The organism is Shinella sp. R2-11 (assembly GCF_055330205.1).
In genome coordinates, this window is sequence record NZ_JBVAPC010000006.1 from 173,201 (window position 1) to 200,073 (window position 26,873).

General features: G+C 68.3%; 19 protein-coding genes. 9 read left to right on the forward strand and 10 right to left on the reverse strand.

From position 1 onward, the window contains the following. Positions 1–88: 88 nt before the first annotated feature. Entirely contained in the window at positions 89–1,486 is a 1,398-nt protein-coding gene (locus ACZ1A1_RS16695; protein ID WP_463620764.1) for an aminotransferase-like domain-containing protein, read from the forward strand. On the opposite strand, the gene ACZ1A1_RS16700 is transcribed toward ACZ1A1_RS16695, so the two are convergent. Together ACZ1A1_RS16700 and ACZ1A1_RS16705 are read right to left on the reverse strand one after the other, a co-directional pair. Beyond that, positions 1,483–2,232, reverse strand: coding sequence for an SDR family NAD(P)-dependent oxidoreductase (locus tag ACZ1A1_RS16700; protein WP_463620765.1), 750 nt, complete (start codon positions 2,230–2,232; stop codon positions 1,483–1,485). The two genes, ACZ1A1_RS16695 and ACZ1A1_RS16700, sit on opposite strands and share 4 nt — an antisense overlap. A 10-nt stretch (positions 2,233–2,242) precedes the next feature. Beyond that, positions 2,243–3,016 carry an SDR family NAD(P)-dependent oxidoreductase gene (locus ACZ1A1_RS16705; protein WP_463620766.1) on the reverse strand — a complete coding sequence of 258 codons (774 nt, stop codon included), beginning with the start codon at positions 3,014–3,016 and terminating at the stop codon, positions 2,243–2,245. A 229-nt stretch (positions 3,017–3,245) separates the two neighbouring features. On the opposite strand from ACZ1A1_RS16705, the gene ACZ1A1_RS16710 reads away from it, so the two are divergent. Next, a complete protein-coding gene (locus ACZ1A1_RS16710) occupies positions 3,246–5,927 on the forward strand; it encodes an ATP-binding protein (RefSeq protein WP_463620768.1) in 2,682 nt (893 codons plus the stop codon). A 210-nt stretch (positions 5,928–6,137) separates the two neighbouring features. Here the strand turns inward: ACZ1A1_RS16710 and ACZ1A1_RS16715 are convergent, their stop codons facing one another. The 5 genes from ACZ1A1_RS16715 to cyoA form a co-directional block, all read right to left on the reverse strand. Then, entirely contained in the window at positions 6,138–6,887 is a 750-nt protein-coding gene (locus ACZ1A1_RS16715; RefSeq protein ID WP_463620769.1) for an SURF1 family protein, read from the reverse strand. 16 nt (positions 6,888–6,903) lie between these two features. Then, positions 6,904–7,302: a cytochrome o ubiquinol oxidase subunit IV gene (cyoD, locus tag ACZ1A1_RS16720; RefSeq protein WP_203315767.1), complete on the reverse strand. Its 399-nt coding sequence runs from the start codon at positions 7,300–7,302 to the stop codon at positions 6,904–6,906. Beyond that, complete coding sequence (gene cyoC, locus ACZ1A1_RS16725) at positions 7,299–7,922, reverse strand: cytochrome o ubiquinol oxidase subunit III (protein ID WP_234187785.1); 624 nt, start codon at positions 7,920–7,922, stop codon at positions 7,299–7,301. Before cyoC ends, cyoD begins: the two co-directional genes overlap by 4 nt. A 4-nt stretch (positions 7,923–7,926) precedes the next feature. Continuing rightward, positions 7,927–9,930 carry a cytochrome o ubiquinol oxidase subunit I gene (cyoB, locus tag ACZ1A1_RS16730; protein WP_463620770.1) on the reverse strand — a complete coding sequence of 668 codons (2,004 nt, stop codon included), beginning with the start codon at positions 9,928–9,930 and terminating at the stop codon, positions 7,927–7,929. Positions 9,931–10,008: 78 nt separating this feature from the next. After that, a complete protein-coding gene (cyoA, locus tag ACZ1A1_RS16735) occupies positions 10,009–11,067 on the reverse strand; it encodes a ubiquinol oxidase subunit II (protein ID WP_463620771.1) in 1,059 nt (352 codons plus the stop codon). A 312-nt stretch (positions 11,068–11,379) separates the two neighbouring features. Between cyoA and ACZ1A1_RS16740 the strand changes: the two genes are divergently transcribed. The 6 genes from ACZ1A1_RS16740 (at position 11,380) to ACZ1A1_RS16765 (ending at position 23,077) form a co-directional block, all read left to right on the forward strand. Beyond that, the gene (locus ACZ1A1_RS16740) at positions 11,380–12,705 is read left to right on the forward strand and encodes an MFS transporter (protein WP_463620772.1); all 1,326 of its coding nucleotides are present in this window, start codon (positions 11,380–11,382) and stop codon (positions 12,703–12,705) included. A 225-nt stretch (positions 12,706–12,930) separates the two neighbouring features. Next, the gene (locus ACZ1A1_RS16745) at positions 12,931–14,316 is read left to right on the forward strand and encodes an NAD(P)/FAD-dependent oxidoreductase (protein ID WP_463620773.1); all 1,386 of its coding nucleotides are present in this window, start codon (positions 12,931–12,933) and stop codon (positions 14,314–14,316) included. Between the two features lie 105 nt (positions 14,317–14,421). Continuing rightward, complete coding sequence (locus ACZ1A1_RS16750) at positions 14,422–14,796, forward strand: COG4315 family predicted lipoprotein (protein WP_313194038.1); 375 nt, start codon at positions 14,422–14,424, stop codon at positions 14,794–14,796. After that, positions 14,780–15,346, forward strand: a complete 567-nt coding sequence (locus ACZ1A1_RS16755) for an RNA polymerase sigma factor (protein WP_313194037.1) — start codon at positions 14,780–14,782, stop codon at positions 15,344–15,346. Before ACZ1A1_RS16750 ends, ACZ1A1_RS16755 begins: the two co-directional genes overlap by 17 nt. After that, positions 15,343–16,122: an anti-sigma factor family protein gene (locus tag ACZ1A1_RS16760; RefSeq protein ID WP_463620774.1), complete on the forward strand. Its 780-nt coding sequence runs from the start codon at positions 15,343–15,345 to the stop codon at positions 16,120–16,122. Before ACZ1A1_RS16755 ends, ACZ1A1_RS16760 begins: the two co-directional genes overlap by 4 nt. Before the next feature lie 169 nt (positions 16,123–16,291). Continuing rightward, a complete protein-coding gene (locus tag ACZ1A1_RS16765) occupies positions 16,292–23,077 on the forward strand; it encodes a beta strand repeat-containing protein (protein ID WP_463620775.1) in 6,786 nt (2,261 codons plus the stop codon). Here the strand turns inward: ACZ1A1_RS16765 and ACZ1A1_RS16770 are convergent. Further along, positions 23,062–24,342, reverse strand: a complete 1,281-nt coding sequence (locus tag ACZ1A1_RS16770; protein ID WP_463620776.1) for a GGDEF domain-containing protein — start codon at positions 24,340–24,342, stop codon at positions 23,062–23,064. The two genes, ACZ1A1_RS16765 and ACZ1A1_RS16770, sit on opposite strands and share 16 nt — an antisense overlap. 176 nt (positions 24,343–24,518) lie before the next feature. Next, positions 24,519–24,923, reverse strand: coding sequence for a MerR family transcriptional regulator (locus ACZ1A1_RS16775; RefSeq protein ID WP_463620777.1), 405 nt, complete (start codon positions 24,921–24,923; stop codon positions 24,519–24,521). A 51-nt stretch (positions 24,924–24,974) separates the two neighbouring features. Between ACZ1A1_RS16775 and ACZ1A1_RS16780 the strand changes: the two genes are divergently transcribed. Next, a complete protein-coding gene (locus ACZ1A1_RS16780; RefSeq protein ID WP_463620778.1) occupies positions 24,975–25,751 on the forward strand; it encodes a MauE/DoxX family redox-associated membrane protein in 777 nt (258 codons plus the stop codon). Positions 25,752–25,967: 216 nt separating this feature from the next. Here ACZ1A1_RS16780 and aguB read toward each other — a convergent pair whose 3' ends face one another. After that, positions 25,968–26,846, reverse strand: coding sequence for an N-carbamoylputrescine amidase (aguB, locus tag ACZ1A1_RS16785; protein ID WP_463620779.1), 879 nt, complete (start codon positions 26,844–26,846; stop codon positions 25,968–25,970). Positions 26,847–26,873 lie beyond the last annotated feature (27 nt).

Here is a 26,873-nt window from a genome sequence, read left to right on the forward strand (position 1 = left end):
CGCCCTCTCGATACATCGGGGGGACTGGCGGCGGCAGGAACAAAACCGTACAATTATGGCAAACTGTATTGGTATGGAGAGCCATACAATGACCGAACTTTCCACCGGAAGCCGGACCCTCGACGTCATGACGGCGATCCGCGGCCGCATCGCCGGCCGCGCCCTCGCCCCGGGCGACCGGCTTCCCTCGATCCGGCGCTTCGCCGCGACGATGGGCGTCTCGCCCTCGACGGTCGTCGAGGCCTATGACCGCCTCGCGGCGGAAGGCCTGATCCGGGCGCAGCGGGGTTCCGGCTTCTATGTCGCGAGCAGCGCCCAGCCGCCGCTGAAGCTTTCGGCGGAAACCCCGAAGGCGCGGGCGCTGGATCCCTTCTGGGTCTCCCGGCAGGCGCTCGATGCGGGCGAGGCCGTGCTCAAGCCGGGCTGCGGCTGGCTGCCTTCCGACTGGATGCCGGACGCGGCGCTGCGCCGCGCCATCCGCAGCCTTGCGCGCAGCGACAGCGACTTCCTCGCCTATTACGGCAGCACGCGCGGCTCGCCGGCGCTGCGCCGCCTGCTGCTCGGCCGCCTCACCGAAGACGGCATCGAGGCGGGGCCGGACCACCTGATGCTGACCAATACGGGCACGCAGGCGCTCGACCTCGTCTGCCGCTTCCTGTTGCGGCCGGGCGACACCGTGCTGGTCGACGATCCCTGCTATTTCAATTTCCAGGCTTTGCTGAAGGCCCATCAGGTGAGTGTCGTCGGCGTGCCCTATTCGACCTCGGGCCCCGATGTCGCCGCCTTCGAGGCGCTGCTTGCCGCCGCGCGGCCGCGGCTCTACATCACCAATTCCGCCATCCACAATCCGACGGGCGCCACGCTCTCGCCGCAGGTCGCCCACCGGCTCCTCAACGCCGCCGGGGCGATCGACATGGCCATCGTCGAGGACGAGATCGTCGCCGATTTCGAGCCGGAGCCCTCGACCCGGCTTGCCGCGCTCGACGGGCTTTCCCGCGTCATCCGCATCGGCAGCTATTCCAAGACGCTCTCCGCCTCGGCGCGCTGCGGCTATATCGCGGCGCGGCCGGACTGGATCGAGGGGCTGGTCGACCTCCAGATCGCCACCAATTTCGGCGGGCCCAACCCGATCTCCGCGGAGATCATCGCCCACATGCTGTCGGGCGGCGGCTACCGCAAGCACATGGAGGAGCTGCGCCGCCGGCTGGTGCGGGTGCGGCGCGAGACGGTGGAGCGGCTGCAACGGCTCGGCATCGAGCCCTGGCTCCTGCCGCGCGGCGGCTTCAACCTCTGGTGCCGCCTGCCGGACGGGCTGGATTCGGCGCTCGTCGCCCAGGCCGCCGTCGCCGACGGCGTGGTCCTCGCCCCCGGCAACGTCTTCAGCATCTCGCAGAGCGCCGCCGGCTTCATGCGCTTCAATGTCGCCCACATGCAGGACCCGCGGGTCTACGAGGTCCTCGCCCGGGCGATGAAGCATGCAGCCTAGCTCTTGGCCTCCTGCAGGATATTGCCGCCGTCGACGACGAGGACCGCGCCGTTGATGTAGCTCGCCTTCGGCGAGGCGAGGAAGGCGACGGCGGCCGCGACCTCCTCGGGCCGTCCCGCCCGGCCGAGCGGCGTTGCCTTGGCGGCGCGGCGCTCCTCTTCCGTCGAGGCGCCGGTGTCGATCCAGCCCGGCGCGACGGCATTGATGGTGACACCCTGCGGGCCCGCCTCCAGCGCCAGCGCATGGGTCATGCCGACCATGCCGGCCTTGGCGGCGGAATAGGCCGTCTCGCCGCGATTGGCGACATAGGGACCGGTCACGGAGGCGACGTTCACCACGCGGCCGTAGCCGTCCGCCAGCATGTCCGGCAGGTAGATGCGGGTCGCGAGGAAGGCCGTCTTGAGGCTGACGGTGATGCCGCGGTCCCAGTCCTCTTCCTCGAGCTGCACGAATTCGCGCTGCAGGGCGGGCTGGGCGAGGTTGCCCATGCCGGCATTGTTGACGAGCACCGAAGCGGGGCCGGTTTCCTGCCGCAGCCTTTCCACCGCCGCCCGCAAGGTCAGGTCGCAGAGGTGGCCCGTCGCCGGAAAGCCCGCCCGGCGCAGTTCCTCCGCCCGGGCGAGGACCCGCTCGCCGATCGCGACGAGATGGACGTGGAAGCCCTCTTCCGCAAGGCTGCGGGCGCAGGCAAGGCCGATGCCGTCCTCGGCGCCCGCCCCGGTGATGATTGCCGTCTGGCGCTGCATGTCCTTCTCCTCAGTAGCCGGCGGTCACGCCGAAATCGATCGAGAGCGCCGCGCCGGTGACGGGGGCGGCGTCCTTCTCGCAGAGGAAGGCGACCATGCGGGCGATCTCCTCCGGCCGGATGAAGCGGGCCGCGGCCTGCTGGGGATAGTTCGACAGGAGCTTCGCCTTGTAGCCGTCCGGATCGCCCCCGCCATAGCGTTCGGCCTGGAACTCGATCATGGGCGTCGCCACATCGCCGGGGCAGACGGCGTTGACGCGGATCCGGCGCGGGGCGAGCTCCAGCGCGAGCGCCTTGGTGAGCAGCACGAGGCCGCCCTTGGAGGCGCAGTAGATCGACGCGCCGTTGTTGCCGACCAGCCCGGCATCGGAGGCGATGTTGACGATGGAGGCGCCGGTCGCAAGATGCGGGATCGCGGCCTGGATGAGGAAGAACGCCCCCTTGAGGTTGACGTCGAGAACGAGGTCCCAGTCCGCCTCCGTCATCGTCACGGCCTCGCCCTCGCGCCAGACGCCGGCGGAATTGACCAGCACGTCGAGCCGGCCGCGCCAGGCCATGACGGCCTCGACCGCGGCGGCGCATCCGGCGACCTTGCGGATGTCGAGCGGCACGGCGAGCGCCTCGCCGCCGCCGGCCCCCAGCGTTTCCACCGTCGCCGCCAGGCGCTCCGATTCGAGATCGGCGATGGCAACCGCGAAGCCGTCGGCGGAAAGCCGCGCGGCGATGGCCGCTCCCATGCCGCCGGCTCCCCCGGCGATGAGCGCTACTCGTTTCTGGTCGGTCATGCATTCCCCCACGCAATTCGATATGCGGCCAGAAGAGGGCCCCGCGCGGCGCGCGTCAACAGCGCAGTTCGCATCGGGCGATGCGCCGCCCGCACAATCCGGCGAAACGGATATGGCAAGCCCCATCGAAAAGCGTGTAGAAGGCGCCTTTCGGATTCATCGGCGAGCCGCGGATGAACGTGCTACAGCTCAACCCGGCGCCTTTCCCGCGCCGAACACGAGAGTGAGAATGACGGACATCGACCGCGACGACAGTCGCAGACCCGACCCCGACGCATCGCCGGCCACGGCGGACAGGGACCGCCGGGGCAAACTGACCGTTTTCCTCGGCGCGGCGCCGGGCGTCGGCAAGACCTATGCCATGCTGACGCGGGCAGGACGCCTGAAGGCGGAAGGCGTGGACATCGTCGTCGGCCTCGCCGAGACCCATGGGCGCAGCGAGACGGCGGCCCTTCTCGACGGGCTGGAGGTGCTGCCGCGCCTTGCGGGCGCGCAGGACGGTCAGGCATTCGACGTCGACGGGGCGCTCGCGCGCCATCCGCGCATCGTCCTCGTCGACGAGCTCGCCCATTCCAACCCCGAGGGCAGCCGGCATCCCAAGCGCCACCAGGACGTCGAGGAGCTGATCGCGGCCGGCATCGATGTCTGGACCTCGCTCAACATCCAGCATCTCGAAAGCCTCGCCGACCTCGTCGCGCAGATCACCGGCGTCACGGTGCGCGAGCGCGTTCCCGATACCGTGCTGAAGAAGGCCGACGAGATCGTGCTGGTCGACCTGCCGCCGACCGAGCTGATCGAGCGCTTCAGGGAAGGCAAGGTCTACCTGCCGGAAGATACGGGCCGCGCCGCCGAGCGCTTCTTCCGCCTCGGCAACCTCACGGCGCTGCGCGAGCTTGCCCTTCGCCGCACGGCCGACCGGGTGGACGACCAGATGGTCGACTATCTCAGGCAGCACGCCATAGAGGGGCCCTGGGCGACCGGCGAGCGGCTGCTCGTCTGCATCGGCCCGGACTCGCTTTCCGAGAAGGTGGTGCGCGTCGCGAGCCGCCTTGCCTCCGGGCTCAACGCGCCGTGGCTGGTCGTCTCCATCGAGCGGGCCGACCGCGAGGAGGAGACGACGGAACGGCTGCAGCGCATGGAAGCGCTGTTCCGCCTCGCCGAAGAGCTCGGCGCGCAGACGCGCCGGGTGGTCGGCACCGATTTCGTCGAGGAGATCCTGAAACTCGCCCGCCGCGAGCATGCGACGCAGATCGTGATCGGCGCCAAGCGCAACCGCGGCTGGACCCGTTTCCTCTCGCGCTCGCTTCCCGACACGCTGTCGCGCAAGGCCGCCGGCATCGGCGTGCATTTCGTGACGCCCGAAAAGGACGAGAAGCCGCCGGCCCCGCAGCGCCTGGCGCTGCCGGCGCTGGCCGCCTATCGCCAGCCGGCCCTCATCGCCGTCGGCCTCACCGCGGCCATCGCCGTCGCGGGCAAGCTGGTCTATGTCTTCGCCGAGCTGCCGAACATCTCGCTGCTCTTCCTGCTCGCCGTTCTCGGCGCGGCGGTGCTCGGCGGCTATGTCTCGGCCTTCATCGCGGCGATCCTCTCGGCGCTCGCCTATAACTTCCTCTTCATCGATCCGCTGCACACCTTCACGATCACCGCGCCGCACGAAGTCTTCGCGCTGGTCGTCTTCCTCTGCGTCGCGATCATCGCCGGCGGTTTCGCCTCGCGCATCAAGGAACAGGCGGAGGTGGCGCGGGTGCGCGCCACGGCGCTGCAATCGCTCTACGACTTCTCGCGCAGGCTCTCCACCACCGCGACGGCGGACGACGCGATCTGGGTCGCGGTCTCGCAGCTCCAGGCGAGCCTTCGGCGCAACATCGTGCTCCTCCTGCCCGACAAGGGGGACCTCCGGGTCGCCGCCGTCTGGCCGCCGGATACCGACCTCGAAACCACGGACTTCACCGCCGCGCGCTGGACGCGCGACAAGCAGGAGACCGCCGGGGCCGGCACCGGCACGCTGCCGGACAGCCGCTTCGAATTCCGCCCGCTGATGGGCCCGCACGGGCTGGTCGGCGTCTGCGGCATCGAGCAGACCGAGGAACGGCTCGACCTCAATGCCGAGCGAGCGCTTTCGGCGATCCTCGACCAGACCGCCATCGCCCTCGACCGCGCCCGCCTTGCGGAGGAAAGCGTGGAGCAGGCCGCCAGGCTGGAGGGCGAGCGCTACCGGGAGACGCTGCTCGCGTCCATCTCGCACGACCTGCGCACGCCGCTCGCGACGATCGTCGACACCGCGACGAACCTGCGCCAGCGCGGCGAGACGATGCCCCGCGAAGAGCGCGACGGCGATCTCCGCCTGATCGAGGAGGAAGGCGGCCGCCTGAGCGGCTTCGTCTCGAACCTTCTCGACATGACGCGCATCGAATCCGGCATGCTGAAGCCGAAAAGCGACCGGCTCGACGTCGCCGACGTCGTCCAGACGGCCGTCGAGCGGGCCCGCAAGTATTTCCCCGGCAAGGCCATCGAAACGGGCATCGCGCCGGACCTGCCGCCTATCGAGGGCGACGGCGTTCTGCTGGGCCAGGTGCTCTTCAACCTGCTCGACAATGCGGTGAAATATGGCGGCGAGGAGCCGGTCAACGTCTATGCGCGGCGTGACGGCGGGGACGTGCTGATCTCCGTCACCGATCTCGGCAAGGGCATCCCCCCTTCGGAGCTCGACCGCGTCTTCGAGAAGTTCTACCGGCGCGGCAAGCCGGACGGGCGGGCGCCCGGCACCGGCCTCGGCCTTTCCATCGCCCGCGGCTTCACCGAGGCGATGGGCGGCAAGATCCAGGCGGAAAGCCCCGCCGTGAAGAAGAAGGGCACGCGCATCGCGCTGCGCTTCCCGGCCGCAGAGAAGAAGGCCGACAAGGCGAAGTGACGGGAAGGCTTACGCAGGGAGGTGAAGCGGCCGCTTGCGCATTTTTTTGCACAAGCGTACCGGATTCGCGGAATCAGACCTTCCCTGCGCGCAGGCAAACTCCTAGTGGGAGAGCACTCGCGCAACCCGCGAGCTTCCCCGCGTCACTGGGAGCCAACCGTGGCGCTCGCTGCCCCGCTTCGTGCGGGGCTTTTTTTGTTTTGTGCCCCGTCAAGCCATAGGCCGGCGCCAGACCCGCCAGGCCGCCGCCGCGCTCATGGCGGCGAGCGCGTACCAGGTCAATGCATAGACGAGATGGCTGTTGCGGAAGGCGACGACGGTGAGGCCGCCGATGGGCAGCCCGCCCGGATTGGGCGTCGCATCCGCATCGACGAAATACGGCGCGACATCGGCAAGGCCCTTTGCCGCCGCGATGGCGGCAACGTCGCGGGAGAACCAGCGGTCCGCGGCCGGATCGTTGGAGCGCAGGAACGCCCCGCCCGGCTCCGTGATGCGCAAAAGCCCCGTGACCGCGACCGGCCCGGCGGCGATCTCGCCCGCCAGCCGCGCCTCGGGCGTGCTCCTCTCCGCCGGCACGAAGCCGCGGTTGATCAGGATCGCCGAGCCGTCGGCAAGGACGAGCGGCGTCACCACCCAGAAGCCGGCGCCGCGTTCCGTCACGGCCTGCACCAGCACCGTCCTGTCGTGCCGGAAGAGGCCGGTGGCCGTGACGCGGCGGTATTCGTCCTTCTCCCTATCGACCGAGGGCCATTCCGCCCGTCCCGGCGCGGGAACCGGATCGGCATGGACGCGGCTTTCGACGCGGGCGATGAGATCGAGCTTCCAGAAGAGCCGCTGCACCTGCCAGGTGCCGAGCGCGAGGAAGACGGCGACGAGCAGGACCAGAAAGGCGGCAAGGGCCATCCGGGCGCGGGAGGATGGCCCGGCCTCCCCGTTCCCCTGCGGATGCGCGCTGGTCATCACCGGCCGCCTGCCGTCACGGCATGTTCTTCATCATGTCGTGGGTCATCGGCATCATGTTGGCGTTGAGGTGGTGCATGACCCAGAGCGAACCGGCCAGCGCGATGCCGACGATGATGAGCGTGAAGATCAGCGCCATCAGCGTCCAGCCGCCTTCCGAGCGCGGGTTCATGTGCAGGAAGTAGACCATGTGCACGAAGATCTGCACGACGCCGATGCCCATGACGAGGACGGCCGTCAGCAGCTTGCTTTCCAGGACGCCCGCCATGACCAGCCAGAAGGGAATAGCGGTCAGGACGACCGACAGGAGGAAGCCGATCATGTAGCCCTTGAAGGAGCCGTGGCCGGCCTCGTGCCCGTGGCTGTGCGCGTGATGGGCTTCGGCCGCGCTTTCGTGGGTGGGGTGCGCGCTCATCCGAGGACTCCGAGAAGATAGACGAAGGAGAAGACGCCGATCCAGATGACGTCGAGGAAGTGCCAGAACATGGAAAGGCACATCAGCCGGCGGCGGTTCTCATGGGTGAGGCCGCGCCTCTTCACCTGCACCATCAACGTGATCAGCCAGATCATGCCGAACGTGACGTGGAGGCCGTGCGTGCCGACCAGCGTGAAGAAGGACGACAGGAAGGCCGAGCGCGTCGGCCCCGCCCCTTCGAGGATCAGGTGATAGAACTCGTAGAGCTCCAGCCCGAGGAAGGCCGCGCCGAAGACGCCGGTGATGGCGAGCCAGACCAGGGTCTCCATCTTGGCGTTGCGCTCCATCTGGAGCATCGCGAAGCCGTAGGTGATGGAGGAGAAGAGCAGCATCGCCGTGTTGATCGCGACGAGCGTCAGGTCGAAGAGGTCGGCCGGCGACGGGCCGGCGGCATAGTTGCGGCCGAGCACGCCGTGCGTGGCGAACAGCACGGCGAAGATCAGGCAGTCGCTCATCAGGTAGAGCCAGAAGCCCAGCATGGTGCTGTTTTCCGGGTGGTGCTCTTCCGTCAGATAGAAGGTCGGCTTTTCGCCGGTGTCGTGGACTTGGGTCGCGCTCATGGGCTCAGGTCCGTTCTTGCAGCAGTTTCGTGCGCGCGTCCTCGGTCGCCGTCACCGTCTCGGCGGGGATGAAGAAGTCGCGGTCGTAGTTGAAGGTATGGGCGATCGACACCGCGACGATCGCGATGAAGGAGAGCGCCGCCAGCCACCAGATGTACCAGATCAGCGCGAAGGCGAGCACCGTGCTGATGCCGGCGAGGATGACGCCCGTGCCGGTGTTCTTCGGCATGTGGATCGGCCTGAAGCCTTCCAGCGGGCGCACATAGCCGCGGCTCTTCATGTCGTACCAGCTGTCGTGGTCGTGCACGACGGGCGTGAAGGCGAAGTTGTAGTCCGGCGGCGGCGAGGAGGTCGACCATTCGAGCGTGCGGGCGTCCCACGGATCGCCGCTGTCACAGCGCAACTGGTCGCGCCTCAGGTAGCTGACGACGAGCTGGACGATGAAGGAGGCGATGCCGAGCGCGATCAGGAAGGCGCCGAAGGCGGCGATGACGAACCAGATCTGCAGCGAGGGATCCTCGAACTGGCTGACGCGGCGGGTGACGCCCATCAGGCCGAGCACGTAGAGCGGCATGAAGGCGAAGAAGAAGCCGATCTGCCAGAACCAGAAGCTCATCTTGCCCCAGAAGGGATCGAGCTTGTAGCCGAAGGCCTTGGGGAACCAGTAGACGACGCCCGCCATCAGCCCGAACAGCACGCCGCCGATGATGACATTGTGGAAATGGGCGATGAGGAACAGCGAATTGTGCAGCACGAAGTCGGCCGGCGGGATGGCCAGCATCACGCCCGTCATGCCGCCGATGACGAAGGTCACCATGAAGCCGACCGTCCACAGCATCGGCACCTCGTAGCGGATGCGCCCGCGATACATGGTGAAGAGCCAGTTGAACATCTTCGCCCCCGTCGGGATCGAGATGATCATGGTCGTGATGCCGAAGAAGGCGTTGACCGAGGCGCCCGAGCCCATCGTGAAGAAGTGGTGCAGCCACACGATGTAGGAGAGGATCATGATCACGCAGGTCGCATAGACCATCGAGGCATAGCCGAAGAGGCGCTTGCCGCAGAAGGTCGCCACCACCTCGGAGAAGATGCCGAAGGCCGGCAGGACGAGGATGTAGACCTCCGGATGGCCCCAGATCCAGATGAGGTTGATATACATCATCGGGTTGCCGCCGAGGTCGTTCGTGAAGAAGTTCGTGCCGACATAGCGGTCGAGCGAGAGCAGCGCGAGCGTGGCGGTGAGGATCGGGAAGGTCGCGACGATCAGGATGTTGGTGCAGAGCGAGGTCCAGGTGAAGACCGGCATCTTCATGAAGGTCATGCCCGGCGCGCGCATCTTCACGATGGTCGCGATGAGGTTGATGCCCGACAGCGTCGTGCCGACGCCCGCCACCTGCAGGCCCCAGATGTAATAATCGACCCCGACGCCGGGACTGTAGGCCGCGCCCGACAGCGGCGGATAGGCGAGCCAGCCGGTGCGCGCGAACTCGCCGACGAACAGCGACATCATGATGATGATCGCGCCGGCCGTCGTCATCCAGAAGGAGAAGTTGTTGAGGAAGGGGAAGGAGACGTCGCGCGCGCCGATCTGCAGCGGCACGACATAGTTCATGAAGCCGGTGACGAAGGGCATCGCCACGAAGAAGATCATGATCACGCCATGGGCGGTGAAGACCTGGTCGTAGTGATGCGGCGGCAGGTAGCCCTCGCTGCCGTTGAAGGCGATCGCCTGCTGGATGCGCATCATGATCGCGTCGGAAAAGCCGCGCAGCAGCATGACGATGGCGAGGATGATGTACATGATGCCGATCTTCTTGTGATCGACCGACGTGAACCACTCGTTCCAGAGATAGCCCCAGAGCCTGAACTTGGTGATGAGCGCGAGGAGCGCGATGCCGCCCAGCGCCACCACGGCGAAGGTCACGACGAGAATGGGCTCGTGGTAGGGGATCGCCTCCAGGGTAAGCCGTCCGAAGAGGAAATGCGTGAGGCTGGTGTCACCGAACATGGGATCGTCCAATATCGTTTCAGATGCGGCCCTTGTCCGGGCCCTGGGTGCCCGCCACCGGGGCGGGCGCCATGAGGTCTAGTGCGACTGGTGCGCGTCGTGGTCCATCGCGGCGGGCTCGTCCTGCCGCTCCTCGACGCCCTCGGCCGGCTCCTCGCTGCGCGCGGGATTGCCGGTCTCGGGGAAGGTCGCGGCGGTCCCCTCCCCGGCGGCGTGGCGGTTGTCGTGCTGGAGTTTCGCCCTGTTCTCCTGGCTCTCCTTGCCCGCGCCGCCCATCATGTCGATATGCATCATGTCCTTCATGCACATCTGTCCTTCGCGCACGCACATGTTGAGCACGGCCTCATAGAGGCCGTCGTCGACGGAGGCGTAGTAGCGCACCGGCTCCCTGGAGCTCGGCTTTTCGAGCTTGAGATAGGCGTCGCGGTTGAGCGCCGTGCCGTTCTGCTTGACCTGCGCGACCCAGGCGTCGAAGCCGGCCTGGTCCACCCCGTGGAACTTGAAGCGCATGTGGGAGAAGCCGTCGCCGCTGTAGTTGGACGAGAAGCCCTCGTATTCGCCGGCCTTGTTGATGACGGCGTGCAGCTTCGTCTCCATTCCCGGCATCGTATAGATCATGCCGGCGAGCGCGGGAACGTAGAAGGAGTTCATCACCGAGGAGGCGGTGAGCTTGAAATTGATCGGCACGTCGACGGGCGCGGCCATCTCGTTGACCGTGGCGATGCCGTAGTCCGGATAGAAGAACAGCCACTTCCAGTCGAGCGCCACCACCTCGACGGTGATCGGCTTCGTCTCTTCGGAAACCGGCCGGGCGGCGTCGATCCGGTCGAGCGGGCGGTAGGGATCGAGCTTGTGGGTGCTGACCCAGGTGATCGCCCCGAGCGCGATGATGATGGCGAGCGGGGCCGACCAGATGATGACCTCGAGGCCGGTGGAATGGTGCCATTCGGGATCGTACTTTGCCGCCGTGTTGGACTGGCGGTAGCGCCAGGCGAAGAACAGCGTCAGGCAGATCACCGGGACGATGATCAGCAGCATCAGGATCGTCGAGATGACGATGAGGTCCCGCTGCTGCGTGGCGATATCGCCGGAGGGAGACATCACGACCATATTGCATCCCGAAAGGATGGCCAGCATGGGGGCTAGAATGATCGAGTGTCGGGCTAAACTGAATTGCTTCGGCATTTCGGCCTCAACTTGCGTTCTGTCTAGTCGGCAATAATCGGGCGCGGTCGGGGTTGGAAATGAGGTCCATCGTCGCAGCGCAGCATTCTGTCGCAGCACGGTAGTCAATCAGGGGCTTTCTGTCGATGCGCGTTTGTACTAGCGCAATAGAAATGCCTGTTGTCAATTTCCGCGCCGTAAGACGCATTGCGCGCCGGTCCTTGATCTTGGGCGCCGATTGATCAACATTCTAGTGACATGACCCTGATCCGCACGGAGGCGTTCATGAGTTCGGCCATCAATCCCACATCGTCCGGCCTGGAGCGGGATGCCCGCCGCATGCACCAGGACGACAAGCCGCTCTCGCCGGGCAGCGTCGCCATCGGCGTGGTGATCGGCCGCACGTCGGAATTCTTCGACTTCTTCGTCTACGGCCTCGGCTCCGTCCTCGTCTTCCCGAAGCTCATCTTCCCCTTCGCGCCCAATGCGGTGGCGGCGACGCTGATGGCCTTCGCGCTGTTTCCGCTGGCCTTCCTCGCCCGCCCGGTCGGCTCCTTCGTCTTCATGTGGATCGACCGCAACTACGGGCGCGGCACGAAGCTCACGGTGGCGCTGGTGATCCTCGGCGGCTCGACGGCCTCCATCGCCTTCCTGCCGGGATACGATACGCTCGGCTACTGGGCGGTGGCCCTCCTCGCGCTCTTCCGGCTCGGGCAGGGTTTCGCGCTCGGCGGCGCCTGGGACGGCCTCGCCTCGCTGCTCAACCTCAGCGCCCCGGCCAACCATCGCGGCTGGTACGCGATGATCCCGCAGCTCGGCGCGCCCATCGGCTTTGCGCTGGCCAGCATCCTCTTCGGCTATTTCGTCAGCAATCTCTCGGAGGCGGATTTCCTCGCCTGGGGCTGGCGCTATCCCTTCTTCGTCGCCTTCGCGATCAACGTGGTGGCGCTCTTCGCGCGGCTGCGCATCGTCGCCAGCAAGGAATTCGGCGCGGCCATGGAGGCGCAGGAGCTGCAGGCCCGGCCGATCTTCGAGATGCTGAGCAAGCACGCCATCGACGTGGTGCTCGGCGCCTTCGTGCCGCTCGCCAGCTTTGCGATGTTCCATCTCGTGACGATCTTCCCGCTCAGCTGGGTCACGCTCAAGGGCGGCCAGTCGGCGGCGGAATTCCTCTGGGTGCAGGTGGCGGGCGCGGCCTTCGGCGCGGTCGGCATCATCCTTTCCGGCGTCATCGCCGACCGGATCGGCCGGCGCAACCAGCTGATGGCAGGCGCGATCCTGATCGCGATCTTCTCCTTCTCCGCGCCGTTCCTGCTCGATGCCGGCGGCAAGGGCCAGGATGCCTATATCCTGATCGGCTTCTTCATCCTCGGCCTCACCTTCGGCCAGTCCTCCGGCGCCGTCTCCTCGCGCTTCACGCAGTATTATCGCTATACCGGCGCGGCGCTGACCTCGGACCTCGCCTGGCTGATCGGCGCCGCCTTCGCGCCGCTCGTGGCGCTGGGCCTTGCCTCCAGCTTCGGCATCATCTTCATCGGCGGCTACCTGATCTCCGGCGCGATCTGCACCATCGCCGCCCTCAGCCTGACGAAGGTTCTCGACCAGCAGTAAGGGGAGAAGCCGCAAACCTCCCCTCACCCACCGGCATCATCCTCGGCCTCGTGCCGAGGATCTGCCAACGCATTGCAAGATCGAGACGTCGCAGATGCTCGGGACAGGCCCGAGCATGACGGAAGAGAAGGTTTCGGGCTTCGCCGCCAGTCGGGGACGATTGCCAACCTTCCCGCCGGCCAATATGCCTTCACGGCAGGAACGGCGGAAGCGAAGGCGGCGCATATGGACGTGACGACGAACGGCAACATCTCCTTCTGGTACGCCGATATCGGCGGCGTGCCGCAAAAGCGCCCCGCCCTTCCCGGCGACCGCGAGGCCGATGTCTGCATCATCGGCGCCGGCTATACGGGCCTGTGGACGGCCTATTACCTGAAGAAGGCCGATCCCTCGCTCGACATCGTCGTCGTCGAGCGCGAATTTGCCGGTTTCGGCGGCTCGGGGCGGAACGGCGGCTGGCTTTCCGGCGGCTTCGGCTGGTCGCGGGAAAAGTATCTCAAGACCGCGACGCGCGGCGCGGTGGTCGACATGCAGCGGGCCATGGCCGGCACGGTGGACGAGGTGATCCGCGTCGCCGAGGCCGAGGGCATCGATGCCGATATCCTGCGCGTCGACAACATCACCATCGCCACCAACAGGCCGCAACTGGAGCGCGCCCGCGAGGAATACCAGTTCTATCTCGACTGGGAGATGCCGGCCGACCGCATGGAGATGCTGTCGGCGGAGGACGCGGCGCGGCGCATCCGCATCGCCGGCGTGCAGGGCGCCTTCGTCATCCGCGACATGGCGCGAGTCCAGCCGGCCAAGCTGGTGCGCGGCCTTGCCAGCGTCGTCGAGAGCCTCGGCGTCCGCATCTTCGAGGGCACCGCCGTCACCGGCTTCACGAAGGGCCGCGTCGAGACGGAGCGCGGCACCGTCCGCGCGCCGGTCGTCATCCGCGCCACGGAAGGGTTCACCGCCGGCCTGCCGGGCCATGAGCGCACATGGCTACCGCTCAACAGCGCGCAGATCGTCACCGAGCCGCTGCCCGAGGCGCTGTGGCGGGAGATCGGCTGGGAGGGTCATGAACTGCTCGGCGATGCGGCGCATGCCTATTGCTATGCCCAGCGCACCCGCGAGGGCCGCATCACCATGGGCGGGCGCGGCGTTCCCTACCGCTTCGGATCGAAGACCGATATCGACGGGCAGACGCAGCAGGCGACCATCGACGCCCTGCATGCCATCCTCACCCGCCTCCTGCCGCAGACGAAGTCCCTCAGGATCGAACATGCCTGGTGCGGCGTGCTCGGCGTGCCGCGCGACTGGTGCACGACGGCGGGCTTCGACCGGGAAACGGGCATCGGCTGGGCCGGCGGCTATGTCGGCCTCGGCGTCTCCTCCTCCAACCTCGCGGGGCGGACCCTGGCCGATCTCGTGCTCCGGCGCGAAACGGAGCTGACCGGCCTTCCCTGGGTCAACCGCACCGTGCGCCCATGGGAGCCGGAGCCCTTCCGCTGGCTCGGCGTCCATTCCATGTACCAGCTCTACCGCATGGCGGATGCGCGGGAATTCGCTGGCCTCCGGCACACGTCGAAGCTCGCGGCCATCGCCGACGGCATCACCGGGCACTGAGCGGCAGCTCCTCACATTTTTCCATCGCGGGACGGAATAAACCGGCGGAGTCCGGTGTCTTGGCATGGACGGCTCCGGAAGCGCGTCATAACGATGGAGAAGACCATGAAGCTCTTTGTTCTCGTCCCGCTGGCTGCCGCCCTCCTTGCCGGCACCGCCTTTGCGGCAGAGCCGTTCAAGACCGTGAAGACCGACAAGGGCGAGGTGCTTGCCGGCGAAAAGGGCATGACCCTCTACACCTTCAAGAAGGACAAGCACGGCAAGTCCGCCTGCTACGACAAATGCGCCGCCAACTGGCCGCCGGCCAAGGCCGCTTCCAACGCCAAGGCGGAAGGCGCATATTCGCTCGTCACCCGCAAGGACGGGTCGAAGCAATGGGCGAAGGACGGCATGCCGCTCTACTACTGGGTCAAGGACACCAAGGAAGGCGATGCGACCGGCGACGGCATGAACGGCGTCTGGAATGTCGCAAGGCCGTGATCCCCACGCCATGCCGGAAAACGGCGGACGGGAAGGCGACGCCTCCCCGCCCCCTGCCTTCGAGGCGCAGATCCTCGCCCTCCTGCCGCAGTTGCGGCGCTATTCGCGCAGCCTGACGCGCTCCGACGCGGAGAGCGAGGATTTGTTGCAGGACTGCGTCGAGAAGGCGCTCGTCCACCGCGCGCAATGGCGCGGCGCGAACATTCGCGCCTGGGCCTACCGGATCATGACCAACCTGCATCTCAACGCGCAACGCGCCGTCGCGCGGCGGCCTTCCGTCGGCATCGAGGAGGCGGAGGCCGTCGCCGAGAACGCCGCGCCCTCCGATCCGCTGGAGCGCAACCGCCTGGTGCAGGCGCTGGAGATCCTGCCGAAGGAGGCGCGGGCGGTGCTGATGCTCGTCGCCGTCGAAGGCCATTCCTACCAGGAGGTCGCCGGGATCCTGGAGATTCCTGTCGGCACCGTCATGTCGCGCCTTTCGCGCGCCCGGCAGATGCTGCGGCAAAGGCTGCAGGAGGAAAACGTCATTCATTTGCGGAGCCCACGATGAGCGAGCGCCAACCCATCGGCGAACCCGACCTGCATGCCTATGTCGACGGGCTGCTCGACGAGGCGGAGCGCCGGCGCGTCGAGGATCATCTGGCGGAGGACCCGGAGGCCGCGCGGCTCGTCGCCGACTGGCAGGCGCAGAACGAGGGCCTGCGCGATGCCTTTGCCGGCCATGCCGTTTCCCTCCCGTCCGATGTCCATCTGGTCTCGCCCCCGGCGCCTGTAAGGGCAGGCTCCCGCCGCTTCGCCATGGCGACCGCCGCCGCCGGCCTTTTCGCGCTCGGCGGGCTTGCCGGCCATTTCGTGCCGCCCCTTTTCGAGGGGCCGCCGCAGCGGGTCGCGGCGATGGACGCGCTGCCGCAGGAGGCGCGCAACGCCTATCTCATCTATGCGAGCGAGGTGCGCCATCCCGTGGAAGTCTTCGCCGATGAGGAGGCGCATCTCGCCGCATGGCTCGGCAAGCGGCTCGCCATACCGGATCTCAAGGTGCCGAGCCTGCAGACCATCGGCTTCCGGCTGGTCGGCGGGCGCCTCCTTCCCGTCGCCGACAGGCCGGGGGCCATGTTCATGTACGAGAACGAGGCCGGGCGGCGGGTGACCGTCCTCGTCGGGCGCAATGGGGACAACCGCACGACGAGTTTCCGCTTTGCGTCAGCAAGCGGCATCGAGACCTTCTACTGGATCGACGGGGACCTCGGCTATGCCGTGACGGGCGACATTTCCCGCGATGTCCTGCAGCAGATCGCGGAGGAATGCTACCGCCAGTTCCCCACCTGAGAGCCCACCGGGAAAACGAGGCGCGAAGGGCCGGGCGGGCACGTCCGGCCGGCGAGGACACACCTACAGGTTCAGGCAAGCTCACGGTTGTATCGAGCAGGCTGCCGGATCGTGCATTTGCGTGTGTTTTTCCGTTTCGTCCTTCCAGGATTTTGCCCAGGATTTTGCCATGACGTCGATCGTTTCCTCGCTCAGCCTCAGCCAGATCAGGCAGCTTTCGACGGAGACGATCCAGCAATGGTCGACGGAGGACGTGGCCTCGCTGTCTACGAGCCAGATCGGCGCCTTCTCCTCCAAGCAGATCGCAGCGCTGGAAATCGACGATATCGGCATTCTCAGCAGCGGCCAGATCAGCGCCATCTCGCAGAGCGCCATCATCGGCCTGTCGCTCGATCAGATCGGCGCGCTCACCCATTCCTCCATCGAGAGCCTGACGGCGGGCCAGGTGTCGGTCCTGACCACATCGCAGATCGGCGCGCTTTCGGCCGACCAGGCCGAGGCCCTGACGCCCTCGCAGGTCCAGGCGCTGAGCGCCGCGCAGCTTGCAGCCCTCACCCCGGAGGACCTTGCGACCTTCTCCACCGAGGACATGGCGGCGATCAGCTACAAGGCGGTGCAGGGCCTCAGCACCGCCGCGCTGGCGGCGCTTTCCAGCGGGCAGGTCGCCGCGCTCGCGCCGCTCGCCGTCGCCGGCCTCACCACGGAACAGGCCGGAGCGCTCACGCCCGAGCAGATCGCCGCGATGACGACGGCGCAGGTCGCGCTGCTCAAGCCCGCCCAGATCGCGGCGCTGAGCGCGGAGGCCGTCAAGGCCTTCTCCACCGAGCAGATCGCCGCGCTGAGCAGCAGCGCCGTCACCGGCTTCTCGACCGCGCAGATCGGCGCGCTCGACGTCGCACAGATCGAGGCCCTGACGCCCGTGCAGGTCAAGGCGCTGTCGGCCCAGCAGCTCGGCGCCATCTCCACGGACGGCCTTGCCACCTTCTCGGCCGAGGACATCGCGGCCATCGCCGCCAAGGCGCTTTCGGGGCTCAGCACCGGCGCCATCGCGGGACTCTCCGAAGAGCAGGTCGCCGCGCTGAGCGTGCAGGCCATCCAGAGCCTTTCGGTCGCGCAGGTCGCCGCCTTCACGCCCGACCAGACCGCCGCGCTCACGTCCAGGCAACTCGCCGCCATGGGCGCGGCGCAGATCGCCGCCTTCAGCGCGGAAGACCTCGCGCGCATGTCAACAGACAGCCTTGCCGCCATTTCGGCGAAATCGCTCTCCGGGCTCAGCACGGCGGCCATCGCCGCCCTCAGCACCGAGCAGGTCGGCGCGCTCTCCACCGCGCAGATCGCGGCGCTCACCGCCCTGCAGGTCTCCGCCTTCACGACCGACAGCATCGCGGCGCTCTCCACCCGCCAGGTCGCCGCCTTCGGCAGCGCGGCGGTGCGGGGCCTCACGGCCACGCAGATCGGCGCCATGAGCGAGGCGCAGGTCGAGGCCTTCACCCCGACGCAGGTGAAGGGCTTCACCGCCACCCAGGCGGCCGCCCTCGACAAGGCCGGCATCGCCACCTTCTCGACGGCCGACATCGCGGCCCTTTCGCCGGCCGCCGTCGCCGGCCTCAGCCCCGATGCCATTTCGGGCATGACGCCGGCGCAGATCGCCGCGCTCAGCGTGAAGGCGGTCGCCGCCCTCACCCCGGCGCAGATCGCCGCGCTGGACGCAAGCCAGGTCGAGGCCTTCACGCCCGCCCAGATCAAGGTGATGACCGCGGCCCAGATCGCCGCCTTCAAGCCGGAAACGCTCTCGACCTTCTCCAGCAGCGACATCGCCGCGATCCGCAACAACGCGCTCGTCGGCCTCGGCCCGGATGCTCTGGCCGCCCTCACCACCGGCCAGATCGCGGCGCTGACCGCGACCCAGGTCGCCGCCCTCAAGACGGCCCAGATCGCCGCCCTCGACAACAGCCAGATCGAAGCCCTCACCCCGACGCAGGTGAAGGCGCTGACCGCCGCGCAGCTTGCCGTGCTGACCGCCGATGCGCTCTCGACCTTCTCGACGGCCGATATCGCCGCCCTCAGCAACAAGGCGGTTTCCGGCATCGGCAGCGGCGTCCTTGCCGCCCTTTCGCTCGAACAGATCGGCGCCTTCGGCACCCTTGCGCTCACCGGCCTTTCCACGGCGCAGATCGGCGCGATGAAGACGGAGCAGATCGCGGCGCTTTCCCCGGCGCAGATGACGGCGCTGAACGCCGCGCAGATCGCGGCCATCGATCCGGCCGTGTTGGCCGACATGACGCCCGCCCAGATCGCGGCGATCAACAGCAAGGCCATTGCCGGCCTGCCGACCTCGGCCATCGCCGCCCTGTCGCCCGAGCAGGTCGCCGCCCTCAGCCCGAGCGTCGTCGCCAGCCTTTCCACCCTCCAGATCGGTGCGCTGAGCACCGGCCAGGTCGAGGCGCTCACGCCCGGCCAGATCCGCGGGATGAGCGCCAAGCAGATCACGGCGCTCGGCGCGGAGGGCATCGCGACCTTCTCCACCGAGGACATGGCGGCGATCAACACCAAGTCCGTCACCGGCCTTGGCAGCGCCGCGCTCGCCGAACTCTCGACCGCCCAGATCGCCGCGCTCACGACCGGCCAGATCGGCGGCCTGACGGCGGCGCAGATCGCCAGCCTCGGCGAAGCCTTCCTGAAGGCCCTTGCGACCGGGCAGATCACCGCCATCGGCACGAGCGCGATCGGCGGGCTTTCGGCCGACCAGATCGAGATGCTGAGCACGGCGCAGATCGAGGCGCTTTCCTCGCAGCAGGTCAAGTCGCTGACCTCCACGCAGCTTTCCGCCCTCAGCGGGGCGGATCTCGCCACCTTCTCGACGGAAGACCTCGCGGCGATCTCCAGCAAGGCCATCGCGGGCCTCAGCCCGGCGGCCATCGCCGGGCTCACCACCGCCCAGATCGCCGCCCTCAGCCGCACCACGCTCTCCGGCCTGACCGCCTCGCAGATGGAGGCGCTGACGAGCGCGCAGATCGCGGCCTTCTCGACGACGCAGATCGGCGGCTTCACCTCCGCGCAGATCGCCGCGCTCGAGCCGCAGGACATCCGCGCGCTCTCGACCGCCCAGATCGCCGCGCTCAGCCGCGGCGCGGTCTCCGGCATCGCGCCCGACACCTTCGCCTCGCTGACCTCGGCGCAGATCGCCGCGCTCAGCACCAGCGCCTTCACCGGCCTGACGAGCGACCAGATCGAAGCGCTGAGCTCGCTGCAGGTCAGCCAGCTTTCCGCCGCCCATATCAAGGCGCTGACCGCCGCGCAGGCCGGCGCGCTCGACACGGATGTGAAGGCGCTCACCCCGGAACAGCTCGCCAGCCTCACCCCGGCGGCCGTTTCCGGGCTGCGCTCCGGCCAGATAAGCGCGCTCGGCTCCGGCCAGATCGCCGCGCTGACCACCGCGCAGGTCGCCGCCCTTTCCTCCGGCCAGGTCGGCGCGCTCAATCCGGCCGACCTCGACGCCCTGTCGAACGCCCAGCTCGCCGCCCTCAGCGCCTCCGGCGTTTCCGGCCTCACCTCGAGCCAGATCGCGGCGCTCAGCCTTTCGCAGATCGGCGCGCTCGGCACCCGGCAGATGGCCGCGCTGACCTCCTCGCAGATCCCCGCCTTCGGCACGGCGCAGATCGCCGCCCTCACGACCGCGCAGATCGCCGCCCTCAATGCCGGCAGCATCGCGGGCTTCACCTCGCAGCAGCTTGCCGTGCTCAGCACCGGCCAGGCCGAGGCGCTGACCAGCGCGCAGGTCGGCGCGCTGAACCCCGACCAGATCGGCCAATTCGGCACGGCGGAAATCGCGACCTTCTCCACGAAGGACATCTCGATGATCACCGCCAGCGCCATCAAGGGCATTTCGGCGGCGACCATCGCCTCGCTCTCCACCGCGCAGATCGCCGCCTTCAGCGCGGCCGCCATGGGCGCGATGACCACGCAGCAGCTCGCCGCCCTCACGACCGCGCAGGCCGAGGCGCTGACCCGCACGCAGATCGCGGCATTGAGCTCGACGCAGCTCGCCGCCCTCAGCCCGGAGGACATCGCCACCTTCTCCACCCAGGAAATGGCTGCCATCTCGTCCGGCGCCCTGCCGGGCCTTTCGACGGAGGCGCTCGCCGCCCTTTCGACGGCGCAGATCGCCGCCCTCAGCTCCACCGGCATCGCCGGCCTCACCACCAGGCAGATCGCCGCCCTCAGCCTCGCGCAGGCCGAGGCCCTGACGACGAGCCAGATCGGCGCGCTCAGCTCCACGCAGCTCGCCGCCTTCTCGTCCGATGGCATCGCGACCTTCTCGACGCGCGAGATCGCCGCCATCGGCTCGGCTGCCATCGGCGGCCTTTCGACGGAAGTGATCGCCGCCCTCTCGACGGGGCAGGTCGCCGCCCTCAGCACCGCCGCCATCGGCGGGCTCGGGACGAAGCAGATCGCCGCCCTTTCCAGCGACCAGCTCGACGCGCTTTCGGCCGACCAGGTCCGCGCGCTCAATGCGCGGCAGATCGCCAATCTCGGCCCCGCCTATATCGCGACGCTCTCGACCGCGCAGATCGCCGCCCTCAGCGCGGCGGCCATAGCCGGCCTGACGCCCGAGCAGATCGCAGCCTTCTCCACCGCGCAGGCCGAGGCGCTGACGCCGACGCAGATCGCCGCCTTCTCCTCGCGCCAGATCGCCGCGCTGGACATGGCCAAGCTCGACACCTTCTCCTCCGCCGATATCGCGGCCATCGGTTCGGGGGCGGTCGCGGGCCTTTCGACCGCCATGCTCGCCTCGCTGTCGACCGGCCAGATCGCGGCGCTGAGCACCGCCGGCCTTTCCGGGCTTTCGAGCGACCAGGTCGCGGCGCTTTCCGGCACGCAGATCGAGGCCATGACCACGGCGCAGCTCGGCGCGCTCGGCTCGCGACAGGTCGCGGCGCTTCGCGCTGACGGCATCGCCGCGCTGACGCCGGCCCAGATCGCCGCGCTCAATGCCGACGGCATCGCCGGCCTGACCACGGCGCAGATCGGCATCCTCTCGCCGCTGCAGGCCGAGGCGCTGACGGCAACGCAGATCGCCGCGCTGAGCTCGGCGCAGATCGGCGCCTTCAGCCCCACGAATCTCGAGACCTTCACGCCCGCCGAGATCGGCGCGATCACCTCGCGCGCGGTGGCGGGCCTGCCGACGGCGGCGATCGCCGCGCTCACCCCCGCGCAGGTCGCCGCGCTGAACGCGGCGGGCCTTACCGGCCCACAGATCGGCACGCTCAGCGCGAGCCAGTTCGAGGCGCTGACGAGCCTGCAGATGGCGGCGATGGGCTCGACGCAGGTGGCGGCCCTGACCACGGCCAATATCGCCACGCTCTCGCCCGAGCAGATCGCCGCGCTCAGCACGGCCGGCATCGCGGCCCTCTCGACGGCGCAGATCGCAGCCTTCAGCACGGCGCAGGCCGAAGCGCTCACCAACACACAGGTCGGCGCCCTCAGCTCGCAGCAGATCGCGGCCTTCAGCGCCGACGACCTCGCGCAGTTCTCGGCCGCGGACATGGCGGCGATCAGCTCGCGGGGTATCCTCGGCCTTTCGACCGGCATGATCGCCTCGCTGACGACGGCGCAGATCGCGGCCCTCGGCACGGCCGGCATTTCCGGCATGACGAGCGAGCAGATCGCCGCGCTCAGCGCCGATCAGGTCGAGGCGCTGACGGCGACGCAGATCGGCGCCTTCACCTCGCGCCAGATCGCCGCCTTCGACGCCGCCGACATCGCCCTCTTCACCACCGCGGAAATCGGGGCGATCAGCTCGGCGGCCATGGCCGGCCTTTCCGCCTCCATCCTCGCCGGCTTCTCGCCGGAGCAGATCGAGGCGCTGAGCCCCGCCGGCATCGGCGGCATGACGACGGGCCAGATAAGCGCCCTCAGCCCGAGCCAGATCGCCGCGCTCTCCACCGCGCAGATCAACGCGCTCACCTCCAAGCAGGTCGGCGCCCTCGCCGTCGCGGATATCGCGGCGCTGACACCCGGCCAGATCGCCGCGCTCAGCCCGAGCGGCATTGCGGGCCTTACCGGCATGCAGGCCGCGAGCCTCACCTTCGAACAGGCCGAATCCCTCTCGGCCAGCCAGATCGCCGCCCTGACGGCCGCCGCGCTCGGCGGGCTTTCGAGCGAGGCGCTCGACACCTTCTCGACGAGCAAGCTCGCCGCCATCGGCTCCAGCGCCATCAAGGGCCTGCCGCCGAGCTACCTGGCGACGCTTTCGGAGGCCGAGATCGCCGCGCTCGGCACCGGCGCGATCTCCGGCCTCAGCAGCGCCCAGGTCGCCGCGCTCTCGCCCGACCAGCTCGAAGCCTTCTCGATGGCGCAGATCGCCGCCCTCAGCTCGCCCGGCACCGCCGGCCTGACGCCGGCGCACATGCAGACCATCTCGACCGAGGAGCTGGCGGCGATGAGCCCCTCGGCCATCAAGGGCCTCTCCCCGGCGGTGATCGGCGGGCTGTCGACGGAAAGCATCGCGGCCCTCGGCACCGGCCAGATCGCCGCCCTGACCTATGGCCAGGTGAACGCCATGAGCACGGCCCAGGTGGCGGCGCTGACGGTCGAGCAGGCGGGCGCGATGACGGCGACGCAGACGGCCGGGCTCGGCGCGGACGATCTTGCCACCTTCTCGCCGGACCACATCGTCGCCCTCGGCACGAACGCGGTGCTCGGTCTCAGCACGGCCGCGCTCGCCGGCCTCAGCAGCGAGCAGGCCAATGCCTTCACGCCCGCCCAGCTTGCCGCCATGACGCCGGCGCAGGTCGCCGCCCTGCCGCGCGGCCCCGCCGCGACGCCGGCGACCGGCGGCACGTCGGGCACGGGCGGAACGTCCACGGAAAGCACGGAGCCGACGGCAGACGCCACGACGAGCGATCCGCAATCCGACATCGCGGCGATCATCTCGTCCTATCTGGAGATCTGAACCGGGGCGGACCCGGCCTCCGGGCTCGCCGCAAGAGAGGCAGCGTCCTCGGCGGCGAGGGCCGGCGGGGCGGTCCGCACCCGGCGGGCATCCGCTGTTCCATCCGGCCACGCCGCCTCGACGCGGTTTCGGCCGTTCGCCTTGGCGCGATAGAGCGCCGTATCGGCCCGGCGCAGCACGTCGTCATAGGTCTCGTCATCGGCCTCGCGCGAGGCGAGACCCGCCGAGACCGTCAGGGCGATCCCCCCGCCATCCGCCGAAAAGCCGCCATTCTCCACCGCCACGCGCATCCGCTCGACGATGGCGAGCCCGTCGGCCTCCGCCAGGTCGCGGAACAGGACGACGAATTCCTCGCCGCCCGTGCGGGCGATCAGGTCGGCGGGGCGCAGCCCGGCCCGCAGCCGGTTCGCGACATGGACGAGCACGCGGTCGCCGGCATCGTGCCCGTAGGTGTCGTTGATCGCCTTGAACTTGTCGACGTCGAACACCGCGAGGGAAAAACCGCTGCCGGCCTGCCTTGCCGCCAGAAACGCCTCGGCGCCGGCGCGGGCAAGGCTGCGCCGGTTCGGCAGTCCCGTCAGGTAGTCGGTGTCGGCGGCCCGTTCCAGGCCGCGCTGCAGCCGGTCCGAGCACATCAGCAGGAAGGCCGTGGTGCCCATGACCGGCAGCGTAGTCATCAGCAGGGCCGACAGCACGTTCAGCCAGTTGCCGCCGCTCTCCACGGCAAAACCTTCGGAAACGTCGGCGACGAGGTAGAGCATGCAGCGCGCCGCCGCATAGACGCCGACGCCGGCGAACATGGCGGTGAGGATGGAACGGGCGAGCGAGGCATCGCCGCGGCCCCTGTCCATCAGGTCCCGGACGCACATCGCCATCAGCCCGACCCAGACGACGGAAACCACCGCCATGCGGACATGGAAGTTCGGCATGACCGCCGAGAACCACGCGACGACCAGCGAGGCCGCCAGCGCGGGCAGGAACAGCCACGCGCCGACCGGCAGCCGCAGGAACCGGCGGATCGCCACGCAATAGGCCGTCAGCCCGAAGGCGAAGCCGGCATTGGCCACCGTCAGCATCAGGGGCCGCGGCAGCGGGCCGCCGAGGGCGAAGACGATGCATCCGAGCGCCACCAGCAGCGTGCCGAGACACCATTGCCGCGCCGCGGGCCTGAGGCTAGCGGGCAGTTCGCGCCCCATGGCGGTCAGGATGGCCCCGTTGGCCAGCACCATGATCGACGCCATCGTGAATATGGTTTTCGCATCCATTCCGAACGCGCTCCTTTCGGGAGACCGTTGGCGGCCCGCGAATGACGGAGCGGCCAGCGCACGAAACGCGGCGCCAGGGCACCGCAACATGCCGGCACCTTAGCGGGAGACTCCTAAGCGGCTGTTGCGAGACTAGGCGAACAGAAGGTTAAGGCGCGTTCCGAGCCCCGACCATCTCACGCCTCGAAGGATTTCAGGATGGGACAGGGGCCGGTCCGGCCGACGGCGCATTCGGAAACGAGCTTCTGCAGCGAGGCCCTGGCGCGCTGCAGATCCTCCATGCGCGCGTCGAGCTCGGCAAGGCGCCTGGTCGCCATCTCGCGGGCCGTGGCGCGGTCCTCGCCGGCATCGAGGGCGAGAAGCTGGCGGATCTCCTCCAGCGTGAAGCCCGCCGTCTGCGCCTGCCGGATGAAGCGCAGGCGCGAGAGGTCCGCCTCGCCGTAGCGGCGGATGCCGTCGATGCGCCTCGGTGTCGGAAGCAGGCCGCGCCGCTGGTAGAAGCGCACGGTCTCGACGCCGACATGGGCGGCGGCGGCGAGTTTTCCGATCGTCAGCTCTTCAGGGTGTTGACTCCGTACCATGGTACGGAACCTATAGTCCTGCCAACGGTTTCACAAGACAGGAGACGTGAGATGTTGGACAAGGTACGAAATGCCGGCCGCAAGGCCATCCTCTACCGCATGGTGATGCCCAGCCACACCTGCCCCTACGGCCTCAAGGCGAAGGACCTCTTGCGCCGCTCGGGCTACGAAGTCGACGACCGCCACCTGACGAGCCGCGCGGAAACCGACGCCTTCAAGGCCGAGCACGATGTCGCGACCACCCCGCAGGTCTTCATCGACGGGGAGCGCGTCGGCGGCTACGACGACCTGCGCCGCCATCTCGGCAAGCCCGTCGCCGACCCGAAGGCGACCACCTATCGCCCGGTCGCCGTGCTCTTCACCCTGACGGCGCTGACGGCGATGGCCGTAAGCTTCGCGGTCAGCGGCTCGCCCTTCACGCTGCGCGCGGCGGAATGGTTCATCGCCTTCTCGATGGTCGCGCTCGCCATGCTGAAGCTCCAGAATGTCGAGAGCTTCGCGACCATGTTCCTCAACTACGACCTGCTCGCGAAGCGCTGGGTGCCCTACAGCTATATCTATCCCTATGCCGAAGGGCTCGCCGGGGTGCTGATGGTGGCGGGCGCGCTCACCTGGCTTTCGGTTCCCGTCGCGCTCTTCATCGGCACCATCGGCGCGGCCTCGGTCTTCAAGGCGGTCTATATCGACCGGCGCGAATTGAAATGCGCCTGCGTCGGCGGGTCGAGCAACGTGCCGCTCGGCTTCATCTCGCTGGCGGAGAACCTGATGATGATCGCCATGGCCATCTGGATGGCCGCCGTCTCGCTCGGCTACATCCACGCCATGTGATGGAGACCGGCACGGCGCTCATGGGCACCGTGCCCGGCTTTTGGCGAACCTCGCCTTACCCACCGCCGTCATCCTCGGCTTGTGCCGAGGATCTGCCAATGCATTGAAAATAGAGACGTTGCAGATGCTCGGGACAGGCCCGAGCATGACGGAGGAGAGGGTTTCGGACTTCTCGACCGTTTGAGGCGCGGCGCTTCTCGATGCCGTGCCTCTATCTTACGCCTCCCTGCGGCCGTCGAGCGTCGCGAGGTGGCCGTAGAGTTCGGGGCGGCGGTCGCGGAAGACGCCCCAGGAGCGGCGCTGGTGGGCGACGGCGTCGAGGTCGAAGGTGGCGGTCAGCACCGTCTCCGTCGTCCGGTCGGCCTCGGCCACCTTGGCGCCGGTGGGGTCGGCGATGAAGGACGAGCCGTAGAAGGTGATGCTCGTGCCGTTGCGTCCCTCTTCCCTGCCGATGCGGTTGGAGGCGACGAGCGGCATGAGGTTCGCCCCGGCATGGCCCTGCATCACCCGCTGCCAGTGCGCGCTGGAATCGAGGCTCGCATCGTGCGGCTCGGAGCCGATGGCGGTCGGATAGAGCAGGATTTCAGCGCCCTGCAGCGCCATGGAGCGCGCCGCCTCCGGGAACCACTGGTCCCAGCAGATGCCGACGCCGATGCGGCCCGCCCGCGTGTCCCATACCTTGAAACCGGTGTCACCGGGCGAGAAATAGAACTTCTCCATATAGCCCGGCCCGTCCGGCAGGTGGCTCTTGCGGTAGTTTCCGAGCACCCGGCCGTCCGCGTCGATCACCGCGAGGCTGTTGAAATAGGACTGGCCGGCGCGCTCGAAATAGCTGAGCGGCAGCACGACGCCGAGCTCGGCGGCGAGCCTTGCAAAATGCGCGATCAGCGGATTGCCCTCGAAGGGATGGGCGAGCGCGAAGAATTCGTGGATCTGGTCCTGGCAGAAATAGGGCGCGGCGAAGAGTTCCTGGATCAGCACCAGGTCCGCCCCCTTCTCCTTCGCCTGCCGGACGAGCCCTTCGGCCCGCTCGATATTGGCCTTCTCGTCCCAGATGCAGGCCATCTGCGTGGCGGCCACCGTGACATTGCGCATTCTCTAACGCTCCCTGTTGCCAATCTT

Excerpts from the sequence above, each read along its gene's own strand:
- ACZ1A1_RS16695 (WP_463620764.1), top strand. The coding sequence starts at position 89 with ATGACCGAACTTTCCACCGGAAGCCGGACCCTCGACGTCATGACGGCG.
- ACZ1A1_RS16700 (WP_463620765.1), bottom strand. The coding sequence starts at position 2,232 with ATGCAGCGCCAGACGGCAATCATCACCGGGGCGGGCGCCGAGGACGGC.
- ACZ1A1_RS16705 (WP_463620766.1), bottom strand. The coding sequence starts at position 3,016 with ATGACCGACCAGAAACGAGTAGCGCTCATCGCCGGGGGAGCCGGCGGC.
- ACZ1A1_RS16710 (WP_463620768.1), top strand. The coding sequence starts at position 3,246 with ATGACGGACATCGACCGCGACGACAGTCGCAGACCCGACCCCGACGCA.
- ACZ1A1_RS16715 (WP_463620769.1), bottom strand. The coding sequence starts at position 6,887 with ATGACCAGCGCGCATCCGCAGGGGAACGGGGAGGCCGGGCCATCCTCC.
- cyoD (WP_203315767.1), bottom strand. The coding sequence starts at position 7,302 with ATGAGCGCGCACCCCACCCACGAAAGCGCGGCCGAAGCCCATCACGCG.
- cyoC (WP_234187785.1), bottom strand. The coding sequence starts at position 7,922 with ATGAGCGCGACCCAAGTCCACGACACCGGCGAAAAGCCGACCTTCTAT.
- cyoB (WP_463620770.1), bottom strand. The coding sequence starts at position 9,930 with ATGTTCGGTGACACCAGCCTCACGCATTTCCTCTTCGGACGGCTTACC.
- cyoA (WP_463620771.1), bottom strand. The coding sequence starts at position 11,067 with ATGCTGGCCATCCTTTCGGGATGCAATATGGTCGTGATGTCTCCCTCC.
- ACZ1A1_RS16740 (WP_463620772.1), top strand. The coding sequence starts at position 11,380 with ATGAGTTCGGCCATCAATCCCACATCGTCCGGCCTGGAGCGGGATGCC.
- ACZ1A1_RS16745 (WP_463620773.1), top strand. The coding sequence starts at position 12,931 with ATGGACGTGACGACGAACGGCAACATCTCCTTCTGGTACGCCGATATC.
- ACZ1A1_RS16750 (WP_313194038.1), top strand. The coding sequence starts at position 14,422 with ATGAAGCTCTTTGTTCTCGTCCCGCTGGCTGCCGCCCTCCTTGCCGGC.
- ACZ1A1_RS16755 (WP_313194037.1), top strand. The coding sequence starts at position 14,780 with ATGTCGCAAGGCCGTGATCCCCACGCCATGCCGGAAAACGGCGGACGG.
- ACZ1A1_RS16760 (WP_463620774.1), top strand. The coding sequence starts at position 15,343 with ATGAGCGAGCGCCAACCCATCGGCGAACCCGACCTGCATGCCTATGTC.
- ACZ1A1_RS16765 (WP_463620775.1), top strand. The coding sequence starts at position 16,292 with ATGACGTCGATCGTTTCCTCGCTCAGCCTCAGCCAGATCAGGCAGCTT.
- ACZ1A1_RS16770 (WP_463620776.1), bottom strand. The coding sequence starts at position 24,342 with ATGGATGCGAAAACCATATTCACGATGGCGTCGATCATGGTGCTGGCC.
- ACZ1A1_RS16775 (WP_463620777.1), bottom strand. The coding sequence starts at position 24,923 with ATGGTACGGAGTCAACACCCTGAAGAGCTGACGATCGGAAAACTCGCC.
- ACZ1A1_RS16780 (WP_463620778.1), top strand. The coding sequence starts at position 24,975 with ATGTTGGACAAGGTACGAAATGCCGGCCGCAAGGCCATCCTCTACCGC.
- aguB (WP_463620779.1), bottom strand. The coding sequence starts at position 26,846 with ATGCGCAATGTCACGGTGGCCGCCACGCAGATGGCCTGCATCTGGGAC.